General features: G+C 63.6%; 17 protein-coding genes and 1 pseudogene. 5 read left to right on the top strand and 13 right to left on the bottom strand.

Annotated elements, in window-relative coordinates; genetic code table 11:
* Nucleotides 1-113: 113 nt before the first annotated feature.
* From D3879_RS01605 to D3879_RS01620, 4 genes are all read right to left on the bottom strand, one after another.
* Nucleotides 114-704 (bottom strand): HAD family hydrolase, encoded by a 591-nt coding sequence (locus tag D3879_RS01605; RefSeq protein WP_119952394.1) that lies wholly within the window; start codon nt 702-704, stop codon nt 114-116.
* A complete protein-coding gene (gene tesB / locus D3879_RS01610; protein WP_119954853.1) occupies nt 701-1,570 on the bottom strand; it encodes an acyl-CoA thioesterase II in 870 nt (289 codons plus the stop codon). Before tesB ends, D3879_RS01605 begins: the two co-directional genes overlap by 4 nt.
* 71 nt (nt 1,571-1,641) lie before the next feature.
* A complete protein-coding gene (locus D3879_RS01615) occupies nt 1,642-3,243 on the bottom strand; it encodes a SagB/ThcOx family dehydrogenase (RefSeq protein WP_119952395.1) in 1,602 nt (533 codons plus the stop codon).
* The gene (locus D3879_RS01620; RefSeq protein ID WP_119954854.1) at nt 3,240-3,806 is read right to left on the bottom strand and encodes a GNAT family N-acetyltransferase; all 567 of its coding nucleotides are present in this window, start codon (nt 3,804-3,806) and stop codon (nt 3,240-3,242) included. The genes D3879_RS01615 and D3879_RS01620 overlap by 4 nt, the downstream gene beginning before the upstream one ends.
* Nucleotides 3,807-3,937: 131 nt before the next feature.
* On the opposite strand from D3879_RS01620, the gene D3879_RS01625 reads away from it, so the two are divergent.
* The 3 genes from D3879_RS01625 (at nt 3,938) to D3879_RS01635 (ending at nt 6,169) form a co-directional block, all read left to right on the top strand.
* Nucleotides 3,938-4,852 carry a histone deacetylase family protein gene (locus D3879_RS01625; protein ID WP_119952396.1) on the top strand — a complete coding sequence of 305 codons (915 nt, stop codon included), beginning with the start codon at nt 3,938-3,940 and terminating at the stop codon, nt 4,850-4,852.
* Nucleotides 4,853-4,944: 92 nt separating this feature from the next.
* Entirely contained in the window at nt 4,945-5,541 is a 597-nt protein-coding gene (locus tag D3879_RS01630) for a DUF502 domain-containing protein (protein WP_119952397.1), read from the top strand.
* Nucleotides 5,542-5,677: 136 nt separating this feature from the next.
* Entirely contained in the window at nt 5,678-6,169 is a 492-nt protein-coding gene (locus D3879_RS01635; RefSeq protein WP_119952398.1) for a hypothetical protein, read from the top strand.
* A gap of 89 nt (nt 6,170-6,258) precedes the next feature.
* Here D3879_RS01635 and D3879_RS01640 read toward each other — a convergent pair whose 3' ends face one another.
* The 5 genes from D3879_RS01640 to D3879_RS01660 form a co-directional block, all read right to left on the bottom strand.
* Complete coding sequence (locus D3879_RS01640; RefSeq protein WP_177412410.1) at nt 6,259-7,488, bottom strand: RNA polymerase sigma factor; 1,230 nt, start codon at nt 7,486-7,488, stop codon at nt 6,259-6,261.
* Nucleotides 7,489-7,697: 209 nt separating this feature from the next.
* Nucleotides 7,698-8,150 (bottom strand): YybH family protein, encoded by a 453-nt coding sequence (locus D3879_RS01645; RefSeq protein WP_119952400.1) that lies wholly within the window; start codon nt 8,148-8,150, stop codon nt 7,698-7,700.
* Nucleotides 8,151-8,201: 51 nt separating this feature from the next.
* A complete protein-coding gene (locus tag D3879_RS01650; protein WP_119952401.1) occupies nt 8,202-8,987 on the bottom strand; it encodes a DUF899 domain-containing protein in 786 nt (261 codons plus the stop codon).
* A gap of 170 nt (nt 8,988-9,157) precedes the next feature.
* Nucleotides 9,158-9,514, bottom strand: coding sequence for a YciI family protein (locus D3879_RS01655; RefSeq protein ID WP_119952402.1), 357 nt, complete (start codon nt 9,512-9,514; stop codon nt 9,158-9,160).
* Nucleotides 9,515-9,679: 165 nt separating this feature from the next.
* Nucleotides 9,680-14,212: a DEAD/DEAH box helicase gene (locus D3879_RS01660; RefSeq protein WP_119952403.1), complete on the bottom strand. Its 4,533-nt coding sequence runs from the start codon at nt 14,210-14,212 to the stop codon at nt 9,680-9,682.
* A gap of 589 nt (nt 14,213-14,801) precedes the next feature.
* Here D3879_RS01660 and D3879_RS01665 point away from each other — a divergent pair.
* Nucleotides 14,802-16,196 carry an amino acid permease gene (locus D3879_RS01665; RefSeq protein ID WP_119952404.1) on the top strand — a complete coding sequence of 465 codons (1,395 nt, stop codon included), beginning with the start codon at nt 14,802-14,804 and terminating at the stop codon, nt 16,194-16,196.
* Between the two features lie 129 nt (nt 16,197-16,325).
* Here the strand turns inward: D3879_RS01665 and D3879_RS01670 are convergent, their stop codons facing one another.
* The 4 genes and pseudogenes from D3879_RS01670 to D3879_RS01685 form a co-directional block, all read right to left on the bottom strand.
* The gene (locus tag D3879_RS01670) at nt 16,326-17,750 is read right to left on the bottom strand and encodes an IS1182 family transposase (protein ID WP_119952405.1); all 1,425 of its coding nucleotides are present in this window, start codon (nt 17,748-17,750) and stop codon (nt 16,326-16,328) included.
* Nucleotides 17,751-18,883: 1,133 nt separating this feature from the next.
* Nucleotides 18,884-18,991 (bottom strand): annotated as a pseudogene (locus D3879_RS26780) (sulfite exporter TauE/SafE family protein); the annotation flags it as partial.
* 55 nt (nt 18,992-19,046) lie between these two features.
* The gene (locus tag D3879_RS01680) at nt 19,047-19,295 is read right to left on the bottom strand and encodes a hypothetical protein (protein ID WP_119952406.1); all 249 of its coding nucleotides are present in this window, start codon (nt 19,293-19,295) and stop codon (nt 19,047-19,049) included.
* A 75-nt stretch (nt 19,296-19,370) separates the two neighbouring features.
* A complete protein-coding gene (locus tag D3879_RS01685; protein ID WP_119952407.1) occupies nt 19,371-20,111 on the bottom strand; it encodes an SDR family oxidoreductase in 741 nt (246 codons plus the stop codon).
* A gap of 110 nt (nt 20,112-20,221) precedes the next feature.
* Between D3879_RS01685 and D3879_RS01690 the strand changes: the two genes are divergently transcribed.
* Nucleotides 20,222-21,142 carry a LysR family transcriptional regulator gene (locus tag D3879_RS01690; protein ID WP_119952408.1) on the top strand — a complete coding sequence of 307 codons (921 nt, stop codon included), beginning with the start codon at nt 20,222-20,224 and terminating at the stop codon, nt 21,140-21,142.
* The last annotated feature ends 202 nt before the right edge of the window (nt 21,143-21,344 follow it).

Here is a 21,344-nt window from a genome sequence, read left to right on the forward strand (position 1 = left end):
GCCCCTAGCCCCCGCTCTGCGCCCCGGCCTGAACGCAGAGCGCTCAGGCGCTCATCGGCACACGAGCCTGCGGCTCTAAAAACGTACCTCTTCGCCCCGCAGGGAGAGGGGAATTACAAAAGCATGCTCTGCAACTCTGCACAATCGCGTGCAAAGCCATCTGTAAGCTCTGGCCAGGGGTTTTCCGGTAGGTTGACCAATACCCCGTAGGCGCCCGCCGCGCGGGCGCAATCGAGGTCGAAACGGTAGTCGCCGACCATCACCAGCTCGTTCGCCGCGACGCCCCACTGTTCAGCCAACTGCAGCAGGCCACCGGGATGCGGTTTCGGTGGTGCTTCGCCACGGCCGACAACGTCGACGCTGGCGAAGCAGTCTCCGAGGCCGATGGCCGCAAGCGTCAACAACGCCAGTTCGTGGGCATTGCGCGTAAGGATGCCGAGCCGGTAGCCGCGCGTATGCAGCTCACGCACCAGTGAGATGGCGCCAGGCGCTGGCTGGGCGACGAGCGCCAGCTCCCGTTCATGCGCCAACAGCCAGGCATGCTTGGCCGCCGCCTCATCCTCGGGCAACGCTGCCAGGTGATGGAGGATGTCATCCTCCGCCGGGATGGCTAACTCACGACGGATGGCGTCGAAGTCATGCACCGCCATCGTCAGGGTGCCGTCCATGTCGAATACCCAGTGCCGCGCTTCGTTCAACCTCACTTCCAGTCCTCACGCACCCGCGTCAGCCCCTCTTGCGCCACCGAGGCCACCAACAAGCCAGCGCGATTGAAGATGCTGCCGCGCGAGAAGCCACGGGCATTGCCCGACCAGGGGCTGTCCATGGCGTACAGCAGCCAGTCGTCCATCCGCAGGTCGTTGTGGAACCAGATCGAGTGATCGAGACTGGCGACCTGCATGAACTTCTGGAACACCGAAACGCCGTGCGGCTGCATCGAGGTGGTCAGCAGGTTGAAATCCGAGGCGTAGCCCAACAGGTATTTATGCAACTGGCGTTCATCCGGCAGGTTGCCGTCCGCGCGGAACCAGGCATATTTCACCGGCTCACAGACCTGGGGATCGAACGGGTTGACCTCGGTCACCGGGCGAATTTCGATCGGCTGGGCGCTGGTCGCCCGCTCACGCATGCGCTCCGGGATCGTCGCCGCAGACAAACGTGCCAGCTCGGTTTCCGACTTGAAGTTTTCCGGCCCGGGCACATCCGGCATCTGTAGCTGATGGTGCAAGCCTTCTTCGTCGTACTGAAAGGAGGCGCTGCAGGTGAAAATCGGCGCGCCCTTCTGGATCGCCGTCACCCGACGGGTGCTGAAGCTGCCGCCATCGCGCACCCGATCGACTTGGTAGACCACCGGCAGGCTAGCATCGCCCGGACGTAAAAAGTAACCGTGCAGCGAGTGCACATGACGCGCCGCTTCTACCGTCTGGCTCGCAGCGGATACGCACTGTCCAAGCACCTGGCCACCGTAAAGCTGACGAAAACCGAGATCCTGGCTGACGCCGCGAAACAGGTTTTCCTCAATCTGTTCCAGGCTTAGCAAGGCCACTAGATCATCGAGTATTTGGCTCATCGGTTTGTCCTCATCAAGCGCTCGTTCATTCAGGTACGGCTTCATTCAGCGACAGTTTCATTCAAATAGGCTCATTCAGGCACTAAGCGGCGCAAAGCTGGATAAGCCGGCAGCGAACTCAGGCGCTCGTCCCACACCGCGCGCCCCAGGGTGAAATGGTAAAGGCTTTGCCAGCGGCTGTCGGCAAGACCGAGCAATTCATGCACCGCCGGGTCGAAATAACAGCCAATACCAGTACCAGATATGCCTGCGGCTTCGGCCTCGAGGTAAAGCAGCTGACCAATCTGGCCACACTCCCAGTAAAGCCGTGGATAGTGCCAGGCGCCTGCGGCCAGGGCCTGATCGAAGCGCGCCAGCATCGCCAGGGCGACACAGCCATCACTGGCAATCGCCTGCCCGCAGGAGAGAAATTCGGCCAACCCACGGGCATCGCCTGCGAGCAAGCGATACAGCGGCAACTCGGCGTCCACGCGCTCCCAAAGGAAATCCTCGCGCAGCGTTTGCGCCTGCCCGTTACAACGCGCCAACCAGTACAGGCCCGGCGCCAGCCCCTGCACGCGATGAACAAACAGCAGCAGATCGACCTGCGGCGGCTCGCCCGTCACGGCAAAAGGCACCGGCGAATTGCCCGGCATCAAACGCTGCAACCACGCCAACAACAGTCCGGCATGAATGCCACTTTTGCCGTCCATGGCCTGCGCACTGCGGCGTCGATGCAGCAACGGGCGCAGCGGCAGGCCGGGATTATCCGCCACAGCTCTGCCCGCTTCCGCCAGCCAAGGTTGGGGCGGCAAGGCCGGCGCACGGCAGAGCTGCTGCACCCGCGCCAACTCCGGCCACTCAAGGGTGTGGCGCGATAGGCGATTGGGTGTACCCGCCACCGGCAAGGCGGCGAGGCTGTTTAGCAGCGCGCCGGGGATGCGTGGCTCAGCCGTCTGCGCGGGGCCGATCCACAGCAGCGCATCCACCGCTTCAGGCTCGGAAAAGCCCTCCCGATCCAGCCCGAACAGCGCATCCAACTGCGCCTCGCCCGTGCCGCGCAGCAACTTCACCTGCCAGCCCAAGGGGCTCGCGGCGATGGCCAGGCAAGCCAGGGCATGGCCAAGGTCATGCTGACAGTAGCGGTAGGCCCGCTCGCCGTATTTCCAGGCCTCGCGCCAAGGGATGCTGGCCAGCGCCAAGAGAAAACCACCGGCGGGTAATGCCTGCGCCAGCTCCCCCCCAAGCGGCGTCGGTAACTGCGCGCGCACTTCCAGGGCATGGGCATCGGCACTGTAATGGGCGAGCACGCCAACCTGCTCCAGCGCACCCGGCGGCAGCAACAGATAGGCCTCGGTCGGATGCAGGTTGCCACTCGATGGATTGACCCGCAGCGCCCAGCGGCTGCCTCCGGCCTCCTTCCAGGCCGACAGCCCGAGGCTGTCATACAGCAGCTGCGACAGGCTGGCGCGATTGAGCGGCGCCACTTCACCCAACGGGCCGGCGAACACCGTGTCATAGGCCGGCGACTCTTCCAGTGGGCGATGCAGCAGCTCGATCAGCCGCGCCCCGGCATAGCGCCGAAACGCCGCGGGTTGGGTGGCCCAGTCCAATTGTCCCGGCCCCGGCGCGTAGCGATCGGGCCGGTGCATGCTGAGTTGGTGATAGGCGCGAACGCCGTCTTGCGGGGTCATTGGCGCTGCTCCAGCCATTGCTCACGGTTCAGCCGATACAGCACATGGCGGCGCAACGGGTGGCCAAGCGGCAGTGTCGGGTGGTCGAAATCATCCTGCGGATCATGCTGCATCCCGAGAGCGGCCATCACCGCGCGCGACCGTCGATTAGCCGGTACTGTGAAGGACACCAGCTCAGCCAACTGCAAGCGGGCAAACCCGCAGGCCAACGCCGCCTGCGCCGCCTCACGGGCAAAACCCTGGCCCCAGTGTTCGCGCGCCAGACGCCAGCCGATTTCCACCGCCGGTGTGAAAGCCGCCGTGAAGCCAACCTGCAACAACCCGGTAAAGCCGATAAAGGCGCCACTGTCCTGCCTTTCCAGCGCCCACAGACCGAAGCCGTGCTGGTCAAAATGCGCCTGGATGCGCGCCGCCAAAGCATCGCTTTGCGCACGAGTCAGGCAAGCGGGGAAATACTCCATCACCACGGGATCGGCGTTCAGCGCGGCGAACGGCTCCAGATCACTGGCGCGCCATTGGCGCAGCACTAGACGTGGGCTTTGCAACTCGATCAATTCAGCCATCAGCACTCTGCTTGAGAGGTTTACGGTCGAGCAGCCATACTGCGCCACCATCATTCCGAACCTGTTCATGATCTGCTGCGCGTCGGCCATGCGGCGTTGAAATCGTGAACAGGCTCTCAGGGCCCTATTGTATGCGTCTGCCCCTCGTCTACCACGACGACTACAGCCCGCCCTTCCCGGCCAGCCATCGTTTTCCGATGGAGAAGTTTCGCCTGCTGCGCGATCACCTGGTCGACAGCGGCCTGACCAGCGACGCCCACCTGCTGCGTCCCGAACTCTGCCCCGCCGATGTGCTCGCCCTGGCCCATGACCCGGTCTATATCGAACGTTTCCTCAGCGGCGAGCTCAGCCGCGAGGAACAACGCCGTCTCGGCCTGCCCTGGAGCGAAGCCCTGGCGCGGCGCACCGTGCGCGCCGTGGGTGGCTCGCTGCTAGCCGCAGAACTGGCGCTCAAGCACGGCCTGGCCTGCCACTTGGCAGGTGGTACTCATCATGCCCATTACGATCACGCGGCCGGCTTCTGCATCTTCAACGACATGGCGGTGATCAGTCGTTACCTGCTGGCCGCCGGCAAAGTCAGCCGCGTGATGATCTTCGATTGCGACGTGCACCAGGGCGACGGTACCGCACGCATCCTCGCCGATACGCCGGAGGCGATCACCGTTTCCTTGCACTGTGAAAAGAACTTCCCCGCGCGCAAGGCCGACAGCGACTGGGATATCCCGCTGCCGATGGGTATGGGCGACGCCGATTACCTGAAGGTGGTCGACGACGCGCTGAACTACCTGCTACCGCTCTACCAGCCGGATATCGTCCTCTATGACGCCGGTGTGGACGTGCACAAGGACGACGCCCTGGGCTATCTCAAACTGACCGACCAAGGCTTGGCCGCGCGCGATGAGTTGGTGATACGCCAATGCCTGGGGCGGGACATTCCGGTGGTTGGGCTGATCGGTGGTGGCTATGACCCGGATCGCGAAGCGCTAGCCAGACGCCACGGGATGTTGCATCACAGCGCCCAGCGGGTCTGGCAAGCCCTCCTTTAGGGCTCGGTGTTGCCGAAACGTTTTGTACCCGCGGGTTTGCAGACCACGGCCAAGCGGTTACAACAGCAAGCATGTTCAACAGGGAGTCCGCCATGACCCGTTTTATCAAGACCACCGCCGCTGGCGGGCTGCTGTTCATCCTGCCTCTCGTGCTGATTTTCATCCTGCTGGAAAAGGCCGCGCACCTATTGCGCGGGCCGCTGCTCAAGCTGCTGCCGATGTATGAGCAGCACACCGTCGCCGGCATCACGGTGTTCACCCTGCTGACGATTGTGCTACTGGTGGTGATCTGCTTCCTGGCCGGCTTGCTGGCCCGGACTGGGCTCGCGAAAAAAATCCTGGCAGCGCTGGAAGATCATGTGCTGGCGCATCTACCGGGCTACCAGTTGCTGAAAGATGCGACGGCGCGCATGGCCGGCGTCGATAACGTGGATGGCGCCAGTGTTGGCCTGATTGAAGACGACGATGGCTGGCTTTTTTGTCTGGTGCTCGAGCCGCCCAAGGCGGGCTGGGTCGCGGTCTACCTGGCGGATGCCGGGCCGGGGGGTGGCACCGCAGGGGAAGTCCACCTATTTCCCAGCGCACGGGTGCGCATGACTGAACTGGCGTGGCCGCAAGTCTTGGGCTGCCTGCGACGTGGCGGGCGCGGTGCAGTAGAGCTGGCCGCGCCCTGGCTACCGAAACCCTAGAGGCTTATTCACAGAATGCAATCCGCAGACAAGGACGCTCCATGCCACTGGAGCCACCTCAACCAGGTTTGCTTATTAGCGGTATCGGAAAAAATGGTGCTGCCTTTGTTCGGTTACCTTACGCAATGGGGTTGATATGACGCTCGGAACTTGGGAGCTCCTTTCCTACATCATCACGGTGGTGGCCTTGCCATTCGCCATTGGCGTGTTCCTCTACGAGCAACGCAAGGAGCGTGAGAATGAAGAGGAGGCCATATGGCAACAGATTTCCGACGCCTACATCGCCTTCTTGGAGGTGGTGTTGGCCAACCCAGACCTGAAGCTGCGCAGCCAGCCCGCTACACCAGATTTGACTGACGAACAGCGGGAACGCATGTGGGTCGTCTTCGACATGCTTATCTCCCTATTCGAACGCGCCTATCTGTTGGTCTTTGAAGCCGAAATGGACGAAAAGAAACGCCGCCGCTGGCATTCATGGGAGGACTACATGCGCGAGTGGAGCCGGCGTGAGGACTTCCGCGAACGTCTACCGGAATTGCTCCGTGGCGAAGATCCGGATTTCGCCCGTTACATCCGCTGTCTAGCGGAAGAAGAAGTCCGGGGCGGACAACCCTTACCGTTGCGCTAGTCACCCATGAGTGATGATCTCAGCGGCCTTGGCGGACTGCTTCGATCTGCTTGCGGAACGGACCACCTAGCAGCCTAACGGCTTCAGGCTCAGTCCCGCAGTTCGCGAAGCCGTCGCTCGATAAACCGCCGTTCCGGCTCCTGCTGTGTGAGGCTGAGTGCCGTTTCGTAGGAGGCGCGGGCTTGTGCGGTCCTGCCCAGGCGCCGACACAGTTCCGCCCGCGCCGAGTGTGCCAGGTGGTAATCCAGCAAATCCCCGCGCGCCAGGATGGTCTCGACCAGATCCAGCCCTGCCTGGGGGCCGTCGCGCATGGCGACCGCTGCGGCGCGGTTCAGCTCCACTACCGGCGAGGGAGCCGCTCGCATCAGCACGTTGTATAGACCGACGATCTGCGCCCAGTCCGTCGCGGCGGCATCGGGCGCTTCAGCATGTACCGCGACAATCGCCGCTTGCAGCGTGTAGGGGCCGAACCGCCGCGACGACAAAGCCCGCTCTACCAGCGCCGAGCCCTCCGCTATCTGAGCCTGGTCCCACAGCGAACGGTTCTGGTCGTCCAGCAGGATCAGCTCCCCCGTCGGCGAGGTACGCGCCGCGCGCCGCGAGTCGTGCAGCAGCATCAGGGCGAGAAGCCCCATCACCTCGGGCTCCGGCAGTAGTTCGAGGAGCAGCCGTCCCAAGCGGATCGCCTCGCCCGAGAGATCGGCGCGGGTCAGCGACTCTCCGGATGAGGCCGAATAACCCTCGTTGAACACCAGGTAGATCACCCGCAGCACGCTCTCCAGCCGATCCGGCAGCTCGGCCAGTGTCGGCACCTGATAGGGAATGCGCGCGTCGCGGATCTTGCTCTTGGCGCGCACGATGCGCTGGGCAATCGTCGATGGCGCAGCAAGGAAGGCTCGCGCGATCTCCTCGGTCTTGAGGTCGCACACCTCGCGCAGCGTCAGCGGTACCTGGGCGTCCGGCGGCAGGGCTGGGTGACAGCAGGTGAAGATCAGCCGCAGGCGGTCGTCCTCCACATCTTTGTCCTCCCCTACTGCGGCATCGTCGCTGTCGGCGTCCAACTGGTTGGCGCGCGCCGCCAGCGAGGCATCGAACCGGGCGCGACGGCGCAAGCTGTCGATGGCCTTGAAGCGGCCGGCCGACACCAGCCACGCCCGCGGATTGCCGGGCACACCGTCGCGCGGCCATTGTTCCACGGCCGCGATAAAGGCGTCGTGCAGTGCCTCCTCGGCGAGTTCGAAGTCACCGAGCAGGCGGATCAGGGTGGCGAGGACGCGACGCGAGTCGGAGCGGTAGACGGCGTCCACTCTCTCGCGCAATTGTCCAGCCGCATCCTCGATCATCTACAGCCTCCCTAGTGGCCTGTGTGGCTAGTTCCATTAGTCAATTTCGGCGCCTGAAGCCCCGATACTGCGTTGCCGCTCCTCACCATAGCCCTGCTATGACTCGTCACGGCGCCTTGTCGCAGGACTCCAGACATCCGAACTTGAGTTAACCAACTAGCCGTACAGGCCACTAGACCCCTGCGCTACGGCTGGAGGTCGAGCACCTTCATAGTCTGCATATCGAAAGGTGCCGAGAAATGCTCATGCACGACCTGCCACTTGCCGTTCGTCTTGCGGTAACCGACGGTCACGCGCATCCAATGCGCTTCTACTTCGCCGTTTTCTCCTACCCCACCGCAGCGGGTGAGTCCATGGCCGAAGGCCACGTCGCTACCGGCGGCGATCTTGAAGTCGTGGGCTTCGAAGATCATCCCGCCTGGACCTGCCGGGCACATGGCAAAGCAGGCTTCCCAGTGTTTTTTATAAGCGTCCAGGCCCTTGAATTGCAGCTGGGCGATGGCATCGAAGGCAAGAATATCCGCTGCGTAGTGGGACACGATGCCCTCAATATCCCGGGCACGGACGGCTTTCAGCCAGTTGTCCAGCAAGGTGCGGATTTCAGCCTCGGCCGTTGCTTTGGCGGTATCGATGTTCATGCTCTTTCTCCTTCTTTATCGAGTAGGTTGACTCGGTTTTCGCCGCGCACGTCATGCTCGCGACACAGAGGCTTCCGGACCGCAACAGGCAGCCGGAGTCTCGGCGGATGGGTTGCCGGTCGTCGCCTCGTCGTAGCGATCATGGTGGCGCACCCAATCCATGATCTCGGTCTCGTCACGGCCCTTCGGCATGAGATCGAGGTAGTTGTACGCGCCGACCAACATGTCCAGCCCGCGCGCATAGGCGGAGTAGGTGTGGAAGATGTAGCCGGCCGCGGTCATGTAAAACGTGCTGAGGCCGGGCATTTCCTCACCTGGGTCTTTACTCGCCTCGTAGTTGTAGATGACCTTGCCCTCGGCGATTTGGTTCGGGGTGGCCGACACCTGGTAGTCGTAATTGAAGTCGCTGGCATACGACGACACCCACTTGAAGCGCCAGCCCATGCGCTTCTTGAAGGACTGGAACTCGCGCCAGGGCGCGTGCGAGACCACCACCAGCGATACGTCGTGATGGGCGAGGTGCAGGTTGGCGCCATCAATGTGATCGGCCAGGAAAGAGCAGCCAGGGCAACCTTCCTCCCAGCCGGGACCGAACATGAAGTGGTAAATGACCAGTTGGCTGCGCCCGTCGAAGAGCTCGGCGAGCGTCTGCTGGCCGTCCGGCCCGTCGAACCGATAGGGCTTGTCGACCTTGACCCAGGGCAGCGCGCGCCGCTCGGCGCTCAGTTGGTCGCGCTGCCGGGTGAAGGCTTTCTCGCGAATCAGATGTTGCTTGCGCGCGGCAATCCACTCCTCTCGCGACACGACTCTCGGCTGTTCGATAGTGTTCGTTGTCATGATGTTTTCTCCTTTGGCTTGGGCTCCTTCGCATGAGTCTTCGCAAGGAGCTTGTTTGCGATCAGCGCGGTGACTCCACCCGCCGATGTCGCGCCGGCGACCGCCAGCACCATGGATGCGAGGCATGCGGGACACATAGGCTCGTCCTCTCGCGTATCCGCTCTGAGCGGCTACGACTGGGTCAACTCCTTGATCGGGCGTACCTCGACGCAACCCAGACGCCCCGGTGGGATCTTCGCGGCCACCTGGATGGCTTCATTCAGATCCTTGGCGTCGATGAGGTAGAAGCCTGCCAGTTGCTCCTTCGTCTCGGCGAAGGGACCGTCGGTGATGGACAGCTTGCCGTTCTGCAGCCGTAGCGTGGTGGCGGTCTCGATAGGCTGGAGGGCTTGCGCGGCAATAAAGTGCCCGCTCTTCTGGAGCCTTTCCTCGTAGGTCAGGCATTCGTCAACCACGGCGTTGTAATCGTCGGTGGTCATGGCGCCCAGCTTCTTCTCTTCGATATAGATAAGGCATAAGTACTTCATGGCGGTCTCCTCTGCGTGGTTGAACGGCTGTAACTATCCATAGTCGTTTGGCGGAGCCAGAAATCGACAACCCGCTGCGGCGGATTTGAAGAATAGACAAGCGGCGAGGTACGGCAACGGGGGTGAATCGCCCGAATTACCCAGCACAGGGGGCTGTCACCCCGCTCAGGGCCGCAACCAGGCCCGGCGTTGCCCGTGGCCGATGGACGCAGACGCGCCCAGCTGACGGATCAGCGCGGCCTGCCACTCGGGAACCGTGAAGGGATCAGCCGCCACCAGCAGCGTGGTCTTACCGGCGACCAAGGTCGCCACCGGCACGCCGTCGCGATAGAGCAGGCGGTTGCCCGCCAGCGCCGGCACCTTGCTGCCATTCAACAGGGTCCCCAGCAAGTTCAGCGGGTCACAGGCGGACAGGCTGACCAGGTTGCCGTCCGCCGGGCGCTTGCGCACTTCGCGTAGCAGGCCGACTGCTTCCGGCAGGGCAAACTGCTCGCCGGAGACCCCGGCGACGAAGCGCCCGCCGCGGATTTCTCCGCGCGCCTCCAGGCGGTGATAAACCCGCAACAATTCGCGCCAGGGCGGCAGCCAGTCGGCCTCGCGCTCCAGCAGGTGCCAGCAGACCACGCCATAGCGGCGCAGTAGGGTGCGCGCGACATGCTCCAGCGCCTCCACCGCCACCCTGCCCCGCGACACCTGTTCCTCGCCGCGCGTGCGCAGCAGGGCCCAGCGCCCGGCATCCTGCATGTTGGCCAAGGCCAGGCGCGCGCGGCGGTCGTGGCGGCTGCGCCGGGCTGCCGGCAGCAACAACGAACGCAGGCCACCGAAACTGTCGGCGTTGGCCAGGCCGAGGGCCACCAGTTCGCCCAGACAGTCTTCCAGCTCACTGCGCAGGAGGTGTACCTCGTCCATCAGTTCATCGAAGAACAGCGCACCCTGGCTGGCCAGCACCTGACGCACGCGCTCGGCACGGGCGGACAGCTCGGGCGCCGGCGCATCCGCCAGACAGGCGCGCCACAGACCCAGGCTCTTGCGCGGCAACAGGACGATCGGCGTGCTGCGCAGAGGCCCGCCGGCGGCGCGGCTACGCCCGGCCAGGCGGCACCAGACCACGCGGCCAGAGCGGCACAGGTCGTCCAGCCAGTTGATACCGTAGTCGACCACCCGGCTCGGCAGTATCTCGCTCTCCCAGGCGCCGGCCGCCGCCTGGAAGCCCTCCAACTGGCCGAGCACCCCGGCCAGGGCCTCGGCGCCGTGCACCCGGCTGGCTGGCGCGACGCGCTGCCAGTCGAAGAGAAAACGCATGAAATCGGCGCGCTCTACCGGCTCGATCTCGCGGCGCAGGCGCTTCACCGTGTAGCGGTGGATGCGTGCCAGCAGATGCCGCTCGCACCACTCCTCCTCTCCACAACCGGGGGTAAAGCGCCCGCGCAGCACATAACCCTCGTGCTCCAGGCCGACCAAGGCGTAGGTCAGCGCAGCCGGCGCCAGGCACAGGTCGGTGGCGATTCGCGCCAGCGGCACGGGGCCGAAGCCACTCAGGCGCGCACGCAGCACCTCCAGCAGCGCCGCTTCCGCCTCCCAGGGCTGATCGAATCCAACCGGCGCCTGGATCGCCGGCTTCGCCTCGCCCTGGGGATAAAGCGCCTGCAACTGGCACAGGCGCTCGGCTGGCAACCAGAGGGCCGGCCGACCATCCAACTGTAGACAGGCGGCGCGCCTGGCCTGGGCCAGCTGCGCCAGCCAGTCCGGCCAGCCGGCATTGGCCCGGGCCTCGGCCACGGTGATGCAGGCCAGGGTCATCAGGGCCTCGTGCATCTCGTCGGCATCGCGCACCTCGGGCCAGGCTTCCTGGCGCACCGCGTCGATGGCCTCGGTATCCAGCGCACCGAGATCGTCGGCCGACTCCGGGTCGGACCAGCGTCGGCGTTGCACCGCCTGGGTGCGGCGCTCTTCCAGCGGCGCATCGTCGAGGAAGGCGTAAGGGCGGGCACTGAGGATCTCCGCCGCCAGCGCCGAGGGCGCCGGCAGGTCGCGGGCGACCAGCTCCACCTCGCCCGCCTCCATGCGCCGCAGCAGGGCCAGCCAGGCCTCGCAGTCCATGGCCTCGTGCAGGCAGTCGTCGAGGGTCTGCGCCACCAGCGGATGATCGGGAATCTCGCGCTCGCCGACGATGTTCTCCTGGCACGCCACCTGGTCCGGGAAGACCGTCGCCAGCAGGTCCTCGCTGCGCATACGCTGCAGCTGCGGCGCCACCTTGCGACCGCCGGCGAAGCGCGGCAGGGCCAGGGCGATGGTGGCGCTCCAGCGCCAGCGCACGCCGAACAGCGGCGCATCCAGCACGGCCTGGACCAGCACCCGCTCGGCGCTGCTGGAGTGCAGATAGCGCCACACCTCATCCAGCGGGAAGCTGTGGCTGGTGGACAGCGAAAGGATCAGTGCGTCCTCGGTGGCGGCAGCCTGCAGTTCGAAGTTGAAGCTGCGGCAGAAGCGCTTGCGCAGTGCTAAGCCCCAGGCACGGTTGAGCCGACTGCCGAAGGGCGAATGGATGATCAGCTGCATGCCGCCGGATTCGTCGAAGAAGCGCTCCATCACCAGCCGCTGCTGGGTCGGCAACGCGCTCAGGGCAGCACGCGCCCGCGCCAGGTATTCGACGATCTGCCGCGCTACCGGCTCGCTCAGGCCGATGGTCTGCATCAGCCCGGTGACGGCCCTTTCTGTAGGAGCGAATTCATTCGCGATCGGGACGGCATCGGCGTCGCCTGCATCGCGAATGAATTCGCTCCTACAGGGTTCATCGCCTGTCAGCAGCCACTCCACCTGCTCGCGTAGCCGCGACACCCCGGCCGATAGCTCGTCGCTGCGCCCCGGCGCCTCGCCCAACCAGAAGGGAATGCTCGGCGGCATGCCCTGAGCGTCCTCGACCCGCACGCGACCCGGCTCTACCCGCAGGATGCGGTAAGACTGGTTGCCCAGCTGGAACACATCGCCGGCCATGCTCTCGATGGCGAAGTCCTCGTTGAGGGTGCCGACCTGCAGGCCTTGCGGCTCCAACAGCACGCTGTAGTCGCCGGTATCGGGAATAGTGCCGCCGGAGGTTATGGCGGTCAGACGGGCAGCACGACGGCCGCGCAGACGCTGATTCACCGCGTCGCGATGGAGGTAGGCGCCGCGCACTCCGCGGCGGCCGCTGTAGCCCTCGGCGAGCATCTTCAGCAGGGCCTCGAAGGTGGCGCGCGGCAACCCGACATAGGGCGCGGCGCGGGTCAGCAGTTGGTAGAGGCCGTCCTCGCTCCACTCGCGACAGGCCACCTCGGCGACTATCTGCTGGGCCAACACGTCCAGCGGCGCCCAGGGGATGACCAGGGCATCCAGCTCGTCGCGGCGCACGCAGTCGAGCAGCGCCGCACACTCGATCAAGTCGTCCCGCGACTGCGGGAACAGCCGGCCCTTTGGCGTACCGCCGACGCTGTGGCCGGAGCGCCCGACCCGCTGCAGGAAGGCGGCGATACTGCGCGGCGAGCCGAGCTGGCAGACCAGCTCCACCTCTCCGATATCGATGCCCAACTCCAGCGACGCGGTGGCCACCAACACCCGCAGCTCGCCGCGCTTGAGGCGCTGTTCGGCGTCCAGGCGCAGCTCCCTGGCCATGCTGCCGTGATGGGCGGCGACCGCGGTATTGCCTAGCCGCTCGGAGAGGTGACGGCAGGCGCGTTCGGCCAGCCTCCGGGTATTGGTGAACACCAGGGTCGTGCGGTGCTGCGCCACCAGTTCAGCCAGGCGGTCGTAGACCTTCTCCCAGGCCTCGTTGCTCATCACCGCTTCCAGCGGCAGCGGCGGCACCTCGATGGCCAGATCACGGGCGCGGCTGTAGCCGACATCCACAATCACGCATTCAGTCTCGGCAACCACTCCCCCACCCCCTCGAGGGAGTGGGTCAGGGAGAGGGGCGGCACTCGCAAGAGCCTCGCCCCCCACCCCCTCCTCCACCGGCAACGGCCCTTGGCTGCCGAGCAGGAAACGCGCCACCGCCTCGATGGGCTTCTGCGTGGCGGACAGGCCGATGCGCTGCAACGGCCACCGACACAGCGCCTCCAGGCGCTCCACGCTGAGCATCAGATGACTGCCGCGCTTACTCCCGGCGATGGCATGAATCTCGTCGACGATCAGGCTGCGGCAGCCGGCCAGCATCGCCCGGCCGGACTCGGAGCCCAATAGCACATAGAGGGATTCCGGGGTGGTCACCAGGATATGCGGCGGGCGCTTGCGCATCGCCCCGCGCTCGCTCTGCGTGGTATCGCCGGTACGCACCGCCGTGCGGATCTTTACATCGGCTAGCCCCTGGCGCTGCAATTCGGCGCGGATGCCGGCCAGCGGCTCCTCTAGGTTGATGCGGATATCGTTGGACAACGCCTTCAGCGGCGACACGTAGACCACGGTGCAGCTGTCCGGCAGGCAGCCGCCCTGCGCCAGCCCTTCGCGCACCAGCTCATCGATGGCGGCGAGGAAGGCCGTCAGCGTCTTACCCGACCCGGTGGGCGCGGCCACCAGGGTGGACCGGCCGGCGCGAATCGCCGGCCAGGCACCCGCCTGCGCTGCCGTAGGCCGCGCAAAGGTGGTGCGGAACCAGGCGGCCACAGCGGGATGAAAACCATCCAGCGCCGCAACGCTGGATGACGACAAAGCAGGGGTAAGGGTCATGAGGCCCACTATGCGAGCCTAGGGCTGCAGCCTCAAGGACCGCCGATCGTGGGTAGGATGAGCGGAATATTTCTGCTGCGGGGCGCCGACGCCGTGACGGTCGGCTTTCGACCCAAGCTGACACTCGAAGACATCTACGAAAACCGGGGGCAATTGGCCACGCGAACGCCCATCCGCAGCTAGATAAGTTTGCCTGCAAAACTTATGACCATTTGCGCGCTGAAGGTCCGCATTGAAATCCCTATCGTTTCGGGTAGATGGGCTCTGATAGCCAACTCAGAACAGCCGTACTAGAAGTACTAAACCCGCCACCCGCAACGATTGCAGTTATTTTTCACGCGAATAGCGCTTTCGACAAAGCATTTACCTGTTTTAACCTCGAATGCCGATAGCCGAGTTGCCGCTCCGCCTGGCCATCTATACAACAGCCGCTCGTTCAGGAGCGGCCACCAACGCTCGACCTGTCCCGCTGTGCCGCCTGAGCAACATCTGCTCTTACCTCTGTACCACAGACCCAAAAAACATTGAGAACGCCTACTGGGTTATCCCCCGGTTGGTATCAGCCCTTTACAAAAATAAAAGGTTAACGATGTCTACCAACGAACATGAACTGCAGCGAGGGTTGGGCGAGCGACATATCCGCCTGATGGCCCTCGGCGCCTGCATCGGTGTCGGCCTGTTCCTCGGCTCAGCCAAAGCCATCCAGATGGCCGGCCCGGCCATCATGCTGTCCTACATCATCGGCGGCCTGGCGATTCTGGTGATCATGCGCGCCCTCGGCGAGATGGCCGTGCACAACCCGGTGGCCGGCTCCTTCAGCCGCTACGCGCAAGACTACCTCGGGCCCTTGGCGGGCTTTCTCACCGGCTGGAACTACTGGTTCCTGTGGCTGGTGACCTGCGTGGCGGAAATCACCGCCGTGGCCATCTACATGCAGATCTGGTTCCCCGATGTGCCGCGCTGGATCTGGTCCCTGGCGGCCCTGGCGAGTATGGGCACCATCAACCTGATCACCGTACGCGCCTTCGGCGAGTTCGAGTTCTGGTTCGCCCTGATCAAGATCGTCACCATCATCGCCATGGTCCTGGCCGGCGCCGGGATGATCTTCTTCGGCTTCGGTAACGACGGCATCGCCACCGGCATCGGCAACCTGTGGAGCAACGGCGGCTTCATGCCCAACGGCATCCAGGGCGTACTGATGTCGCTGCAGATGGTCATGTTCGCCTACCTCGGCGTGGAAATGATCGGCCTCACCGCCGGCGAAGCGCGCAACCCGCACAAAACCATCCCCAACGCCATCAACTCGGTGTTCTGGCGCATCCTGCTGTTCTACGTCGGCGCACTGTTCGTGATCATGGCGATCTACCCGTGGAACGAGATCGGCACCCAGGGCAGCCCCTTCGTCATGACCTTCGAACGCCTCGGCATCAAGACCGCCGCCGGCATCATCAACTTCGTGGTCATTACAGCAGCGCTGAGTTCCTGCAACGGCGGCATTTTCAGCACCGGGCGCATGCTCTACAGCCTCGCCCAGAATGGCCAGGCGCCGAAAACCTTCAGCAAGACCTCGAGCAACGGCGTGCCGCGCAACGCTCTGCTGCTGTCGATCTTCGCCCTGCTGCTCGGCGTATTGCTGAACTACCTGGTGCCAGAAAAAGTCTTCGTCTGGGTCACCTCCATCGCCACCTTCGGTGCGATCTGGACCTGGGCGATGATCCTCCTGGCGCAGCTCAAGTTCCGCAGCGGCCTGACCCCGGCCGAGCGCGACAAGCTGCAATTCAAGATGTGGCTGTTCCCGCTCAGCTCCTACCTGACGCTGGCCTTCCTGGTGCTGGTGGTGGTGCTGATGGCCTTCTTCGAAGAAACCCGCATCGCCCTGTACATCGGCCCAGCCTTCCTGGTGCTGCTGACCGTCCTCTACAAAGCGCTCAACCTGGCACCGAAAATGGAAACCAGTGGCGAGCTGAACAGTGTGACTTCCTGAGTGATCGAATCATAAAAATTGCCCCGCGAATCAGGCTGTGCGAAAACGTACTAATGGTTGACCAAGCAAACGCCCCGACTGGTTCGGGGCGTTTTGCTGTGTGCGGACCCAGGGGAGAAAAAGGCTGTATCAGCCCATCAATCCGATGAGGTGGCGTGCGCCGAGCACGTTGATCGCTCTTTTGAGGTTATAGGCCTGTACCGCTAAGGCCATTTCGGTTCGTGCTCCCTTCAATTGGCGAAGCAGGAAGCGACCATTACCAAATAGCCATTGTTTGAGGTTGCCAAATGGATGCTCGACGATGGATCGCCTACTCGCCATCATCTCGGGCTGCGCCTGCAGCCGCTGCTCCATTCGCTCAAAGGCCGCCTCGTGGGCATGGCGTCTCAGGTAGCGACGCTGGGCGTTGGTGCACTGTGCCTTGAGCGGGCAAGCGCTGCAGTCGCTGATCGCCGCGTGGTAGATACGCTCCCCGCGATTCAGTTGCTTGAGCGTCAGCAACTTGCCTGCCGGACAGCGGTACTGGTCGCTCTCTGCGTCGTAAGTGAAATCACTTCGCTCGAACAGCTGCGTATCACCACCCCGGTTGTTAACTGCCCGGTTGGGCGGCACATAGGCGGTAATGCCGGCATCTTCGCATGCCTGGAACTGCTCGCCGTTGGAGTAACCGGCATCGGCAGTGACCGTCAGCACGTCCTGCTGCAACTCGGACTGGGCGGCTTTAGCCATCGGCTCGAGCTGCTGGGTATCGTTGCCGTCCTGTGTGACCTCGTGATGCAGGATCAGGCAATGCTCGGCGTCCACAGCTGTTTGCACGTTGTAAGCGACGCGCCCACCCCGAGGGGTACGCATCATCCGGGCATCGCTCTCGGTGGTGATGAATTGCTCAAGCTCCAGGGCCTGCATCAGTGCTTGGCAAGTCAGGTTGTCGGCCTGTTTGGCTTGCAGTCGCTCCAGCGCCGTTTTTACCGCACTACGGTCAACGGCCTCATTGGCTTCGGACTTGTCCGCCTCATCCAGCTCCGCCAGGTACTGGGCGATACGCTTATCCAGCTTCTCTTGCTGACGCTTGAGCTTCTTCAGATCCACATGCCGACGCGCTGAGGCCACGGCCTTGAATTTGCTGCCATCGATGGCCACCAACTCTCCGGCGATCAGCCCGGCTTGACGGCAAAACTGCACGAAGGCCCGACAGGTCGCGCTGAACGCTTGTCCGTTGTCCTTGCGGTAATCGGCGATGGTCTTGAAGTCCGGCTTGAGCCGATTGAGCAACCACATGACTTCGACGTTGCGCAGGCATTCAGCTTCGAGGCGTCGGGAGGAGCGGATGCGGTGGAAATAGCCATACAGGTACAGCTTGAGCAGGTCCGCCGGATCGTAGGCAGGACGCCCCGTACTCTTGGGAGTGGCTTTGGCAAACCCGAGTAGCTTGAGGTCCAGTCGAGCCACGTAGGCATCGATCACACGGACCAGATGGTCGTCGGGAATCAACTCTTCCAGCGAAACCGGAAACAGACTGGTCTGGTCTCGCGCCTCTCCTTGGATGTACGCCATAACGAAAAATGCCCGTATCTTTCGATGCGGGCATTTTCTTCAACTACCAATCAGAACGCTAGGTTTTCACACAATCTGGAATGCGGGGCTTTTTTATGGCTCACGGATTGCCGGGGACATGAAAGGTTAACGCCGAATAGGCAAGAGGGTGTTGGCTGATGGTTCTGAGCCATTACCCGTTTGCCGTGCAGGCTGATAGAACGGTTTCGCCCTGCTGGGCGAGTTTCTTTTGGCATTGCCCCAAAAGAAACCAAAAGGTCTAGCCCCGGCATCCGGCCCGCTTGCGGCGGGTTCCCTCTCTCCATCGTCGCTCCGGGGTCCCGCGACGAAGGGCAATCCATGGCCAATCGTCGCTTTCGCGGCATCCCTGCCGCTCAACCCCCTCCGCAACGATTCCGCTCGGCCTCCTGAAGGGGCTCTGTCCCCGCTCCACTTTTTGTCTCAGATCCACCAGGCAGCTGTTGGCACCGGATAGTTTAAAAAACTTGCAGGCGACACCCCGGGGCCCCGTCAGGAGGCCGAGTGGAGGTACTGCGCAGGGGGATGCGAGGCAGGACGCCGAGCGAGGCACGAAGGGACAGGGACGTCCCTTCGTGGCGTGCCCCCGGAGCAGTGCCGAAGCGAGGGGAGTCGAAGCGCAGCGCAGACCCGGATGTCGGGGTGCGCTTTCTTTTGCTTACTTTTCTTTGCGCAAACAAAGAAAAGTGAGGCGCCCGAGGGGGCGCAACCAGAAGCATCAGCCAGCGCGGTAAAAGGCCCGGGCACCGCTTCAAGGCCAACAAGCAGCAAGGCTCTTGCAACCCTCTTGCCGATCCGGTGTTAACCACCATCCCGGAATTCCGTGAAGAACCTTTTTTATGGCTTCGATGTGAGTACGCGGGCGATGGAAAACCGAGCCGGTCGCGACAGGCGTAGAGCGGCCAGTAGCGGATACTCGGAAATAGATACTGAAGCTGGCGAATCTCATCAGCCATGCGTCGCGTGGTGCGAGAAACCCGGTGGCTCCAGCTTGGCTTCAGGCGGGGATATCCACTCTGCGCTGCCGCACATGCAGCGTTTCCATGAGAACCGCATGGACTATCTGACGCGAGACTTCGATATCCGCTTGATCCAGATGATCAGCCCATCTTCTGCTAGCCGTTAATCAGCAAATGGCCGGCCAGCAGGCCCACGCCAATAAACAACACTCGCTTGAACTGCAAGGCACTGACCCGCTGCTGCAGCCATTGGCCCAGCAATATGTCGGGTATGGGTTGACCTCTCTGGGCGTGTTTACACAGCCTGGGCCAAAAGCAGTCATTCGAGTCCACTGATCGAAAACAGGGCGGCCACCGGAACACCGAACACCACCAGCCAGACGACCACCTCGGTGAGCAGGGTTTGTCCGGCCGCCAGCCCCAGGGCGCCGTGCACCAGGCTAGCGACCAGCCAGAGGCCGACGGACATCTGGACAGTCGTCGGCCTGGCGAAACCGAATGCTCGACCCAGCTCGATCACGCAGCCGAGAAACAGCAGGCCCACGCCGGTTGCGATTGCGGTGTGCATGATTCTTCCCTCATTTGCCCGACGCTTGCGGCATTGCACGCAGGCTTATCCGGGTTAGTCACCGGTAGAGACGGCTCAGGCGAGGCCGCCGTTGGCGCGCAGGATCTGGCCGTTGACCCAGCCGCCATCGCGACCGACCAGGAAGACGACGACGCCGGCGATGTCCTCGGGTTGGCCCAGGCGCTGGAGGGGCGGCATCTTGGCGAACTGCTGGATCTGCTCTTCGCTTTTGCCGTGGAGAAACAGGTCGGTGGCGATCGGCCCAGGGGCAACGGCATTGACGGTGATGTTGCGACCGCGCAGCTCCTTGGCGAACACATGGGTGAATGCCTCGACAGCCGCTTTAGTCGCGTTGTAGACGGCATAGCCAGGCAGGTTCAGCGCCAGCGTGGTGCTGGAGAAATTGACGATGCGGCCGCCGTCGTTGAGGCGTGCTCCCGCTTCGCGCAGGGTGTTGAAGGTGCCGCGGGTATTGATGCCGAAGGTTTGCTCGAACAGCTCGTCGCTGGTCTCGGCCAGTGGCACGGTCTTGAGGATGCCGGCGTTGTTGACCAGCACGTCTACCTTACCCAAATGCTGTTCGGCCTCGTCGAACAGACGACGCACATCCTCAGCATTGGCGACGTCGGCCTTGACCGCGATGGCCTGGCTGCCCCCCTGGCGCAGCTGGGCGACCAGGGCGTCGGCCTCGTTGGCGCTGCTGGCGAAGTTGATGACGACGGCGAAACCCTCGGCGGCGAGACGCTTGGCGACTTCAGCGCCGATCCCGCGCGAGGCGCCGGTAACGATGGCTACTTTCTGAGTGGTGGTGGACATGACGAACCTCCTGATGAGTTGGAGGTTGCAGACTCACATGTTTACCAATGCGGATAAATGCTGGATATTCACCATGACTATTCAATAAATATCAACAATCGTGAGGCGGCATGGACCAGGTCAAAGCCATGAGAGTCTTCGTTCGCATCTATGAGCGGAGCAGCTTCACTCTGGCCGCCGAGGATCTGAACATGCCTCGCGCTACCCTGACTCACAGCATGAACCAGCTTGAGGCGCGGCTCGGCACCCGCCTGCTCGAACGCAGCACACGACGGGTAAAACCGACGCTCGACGGCGAGGCCTACTACGGACGTTGCGTGCACCTGTTGGCTGAGCTGGAAGAAGCCGAGCATGCGTTCCGCAGCGTGGCGCCCAAGGGGCGTCTGCGCGTGGACCTGCACGGCACGCTGGCAAAGCACTTCGTGGTGCCTGCCCTGCCGGAATTCCTCGCCCGCTACCCCGAGATCCAGTTATCCATGAGTGAGGCCGACCGCTTCGTCGACCTGATTCAGGAAGGCGTGGATTGCGTACTGCGTGCCGGCACCCTGAGCGACTCGTCGCTGATCGGCCGCCGCGTCGCCACGCTGGATCAGCTCACCTGTGCCAGCCCGGCCTATCTGCGCAAACATGGCGAGCCGAAAAGCCTGGACGACCTGGCCAGACACCGCGCGGTCAATTACGTGTCGAGGACGACCGGCAAGCATTTTCCGTTCGAATTCCTCGTCGACGGCGCGTTGCAGGAGGTGCAGATCGACGGAGCGGTTTCGGTGTTCGGCGCCGAAATCTACGCAGCCTCCGCCCTCGCTGGCATCGGCCTTATCCAGGTGCCGCGCTACCGCGTGGCGAGCCAGTTGGCGGAAGGTTTGCTGCGGGAGGTGTTGCCCCAGTTTCCGCCGCCGCCGATGCCGGTTTCGGTGCTCTATCCGCACAACCGGCACATGTCGCCGCGCGTGCGGGTGTTCGTCGACTGGCTGACCGGGCTGTTCGCACAGGTAGGCGCGGCGGAGGCGGCGGCGCACCTGTCCAAGTGATGAAACCCAAGAGTTGATGACGTATCCGCCCGCAGCCGGGAAGCAGCCTACCGGTCGGCGAAATTCCCAATCGACGCGGCCGCATCCGGCGCTGCATGAGCCAGTCCGGACGGGTTGCGCTGTTCTGTCAGAACCGCTGCTTTCGGCTTGCTCACTACACACCGCCCCCGCATCAAGCGAGCAACCGCAAGGGAATCCAGCG

It is taken from the genome of Pseudomonas cavernicola (genome assembly GCF_003596405.1).
Lineage (GTDB): Bacteria > Pseudomonadota > Gammaproteobacteria > Pseudomonadales > Pseudomonadaceae > Aquipseudomonas > Aquipseudomonas cavernicola.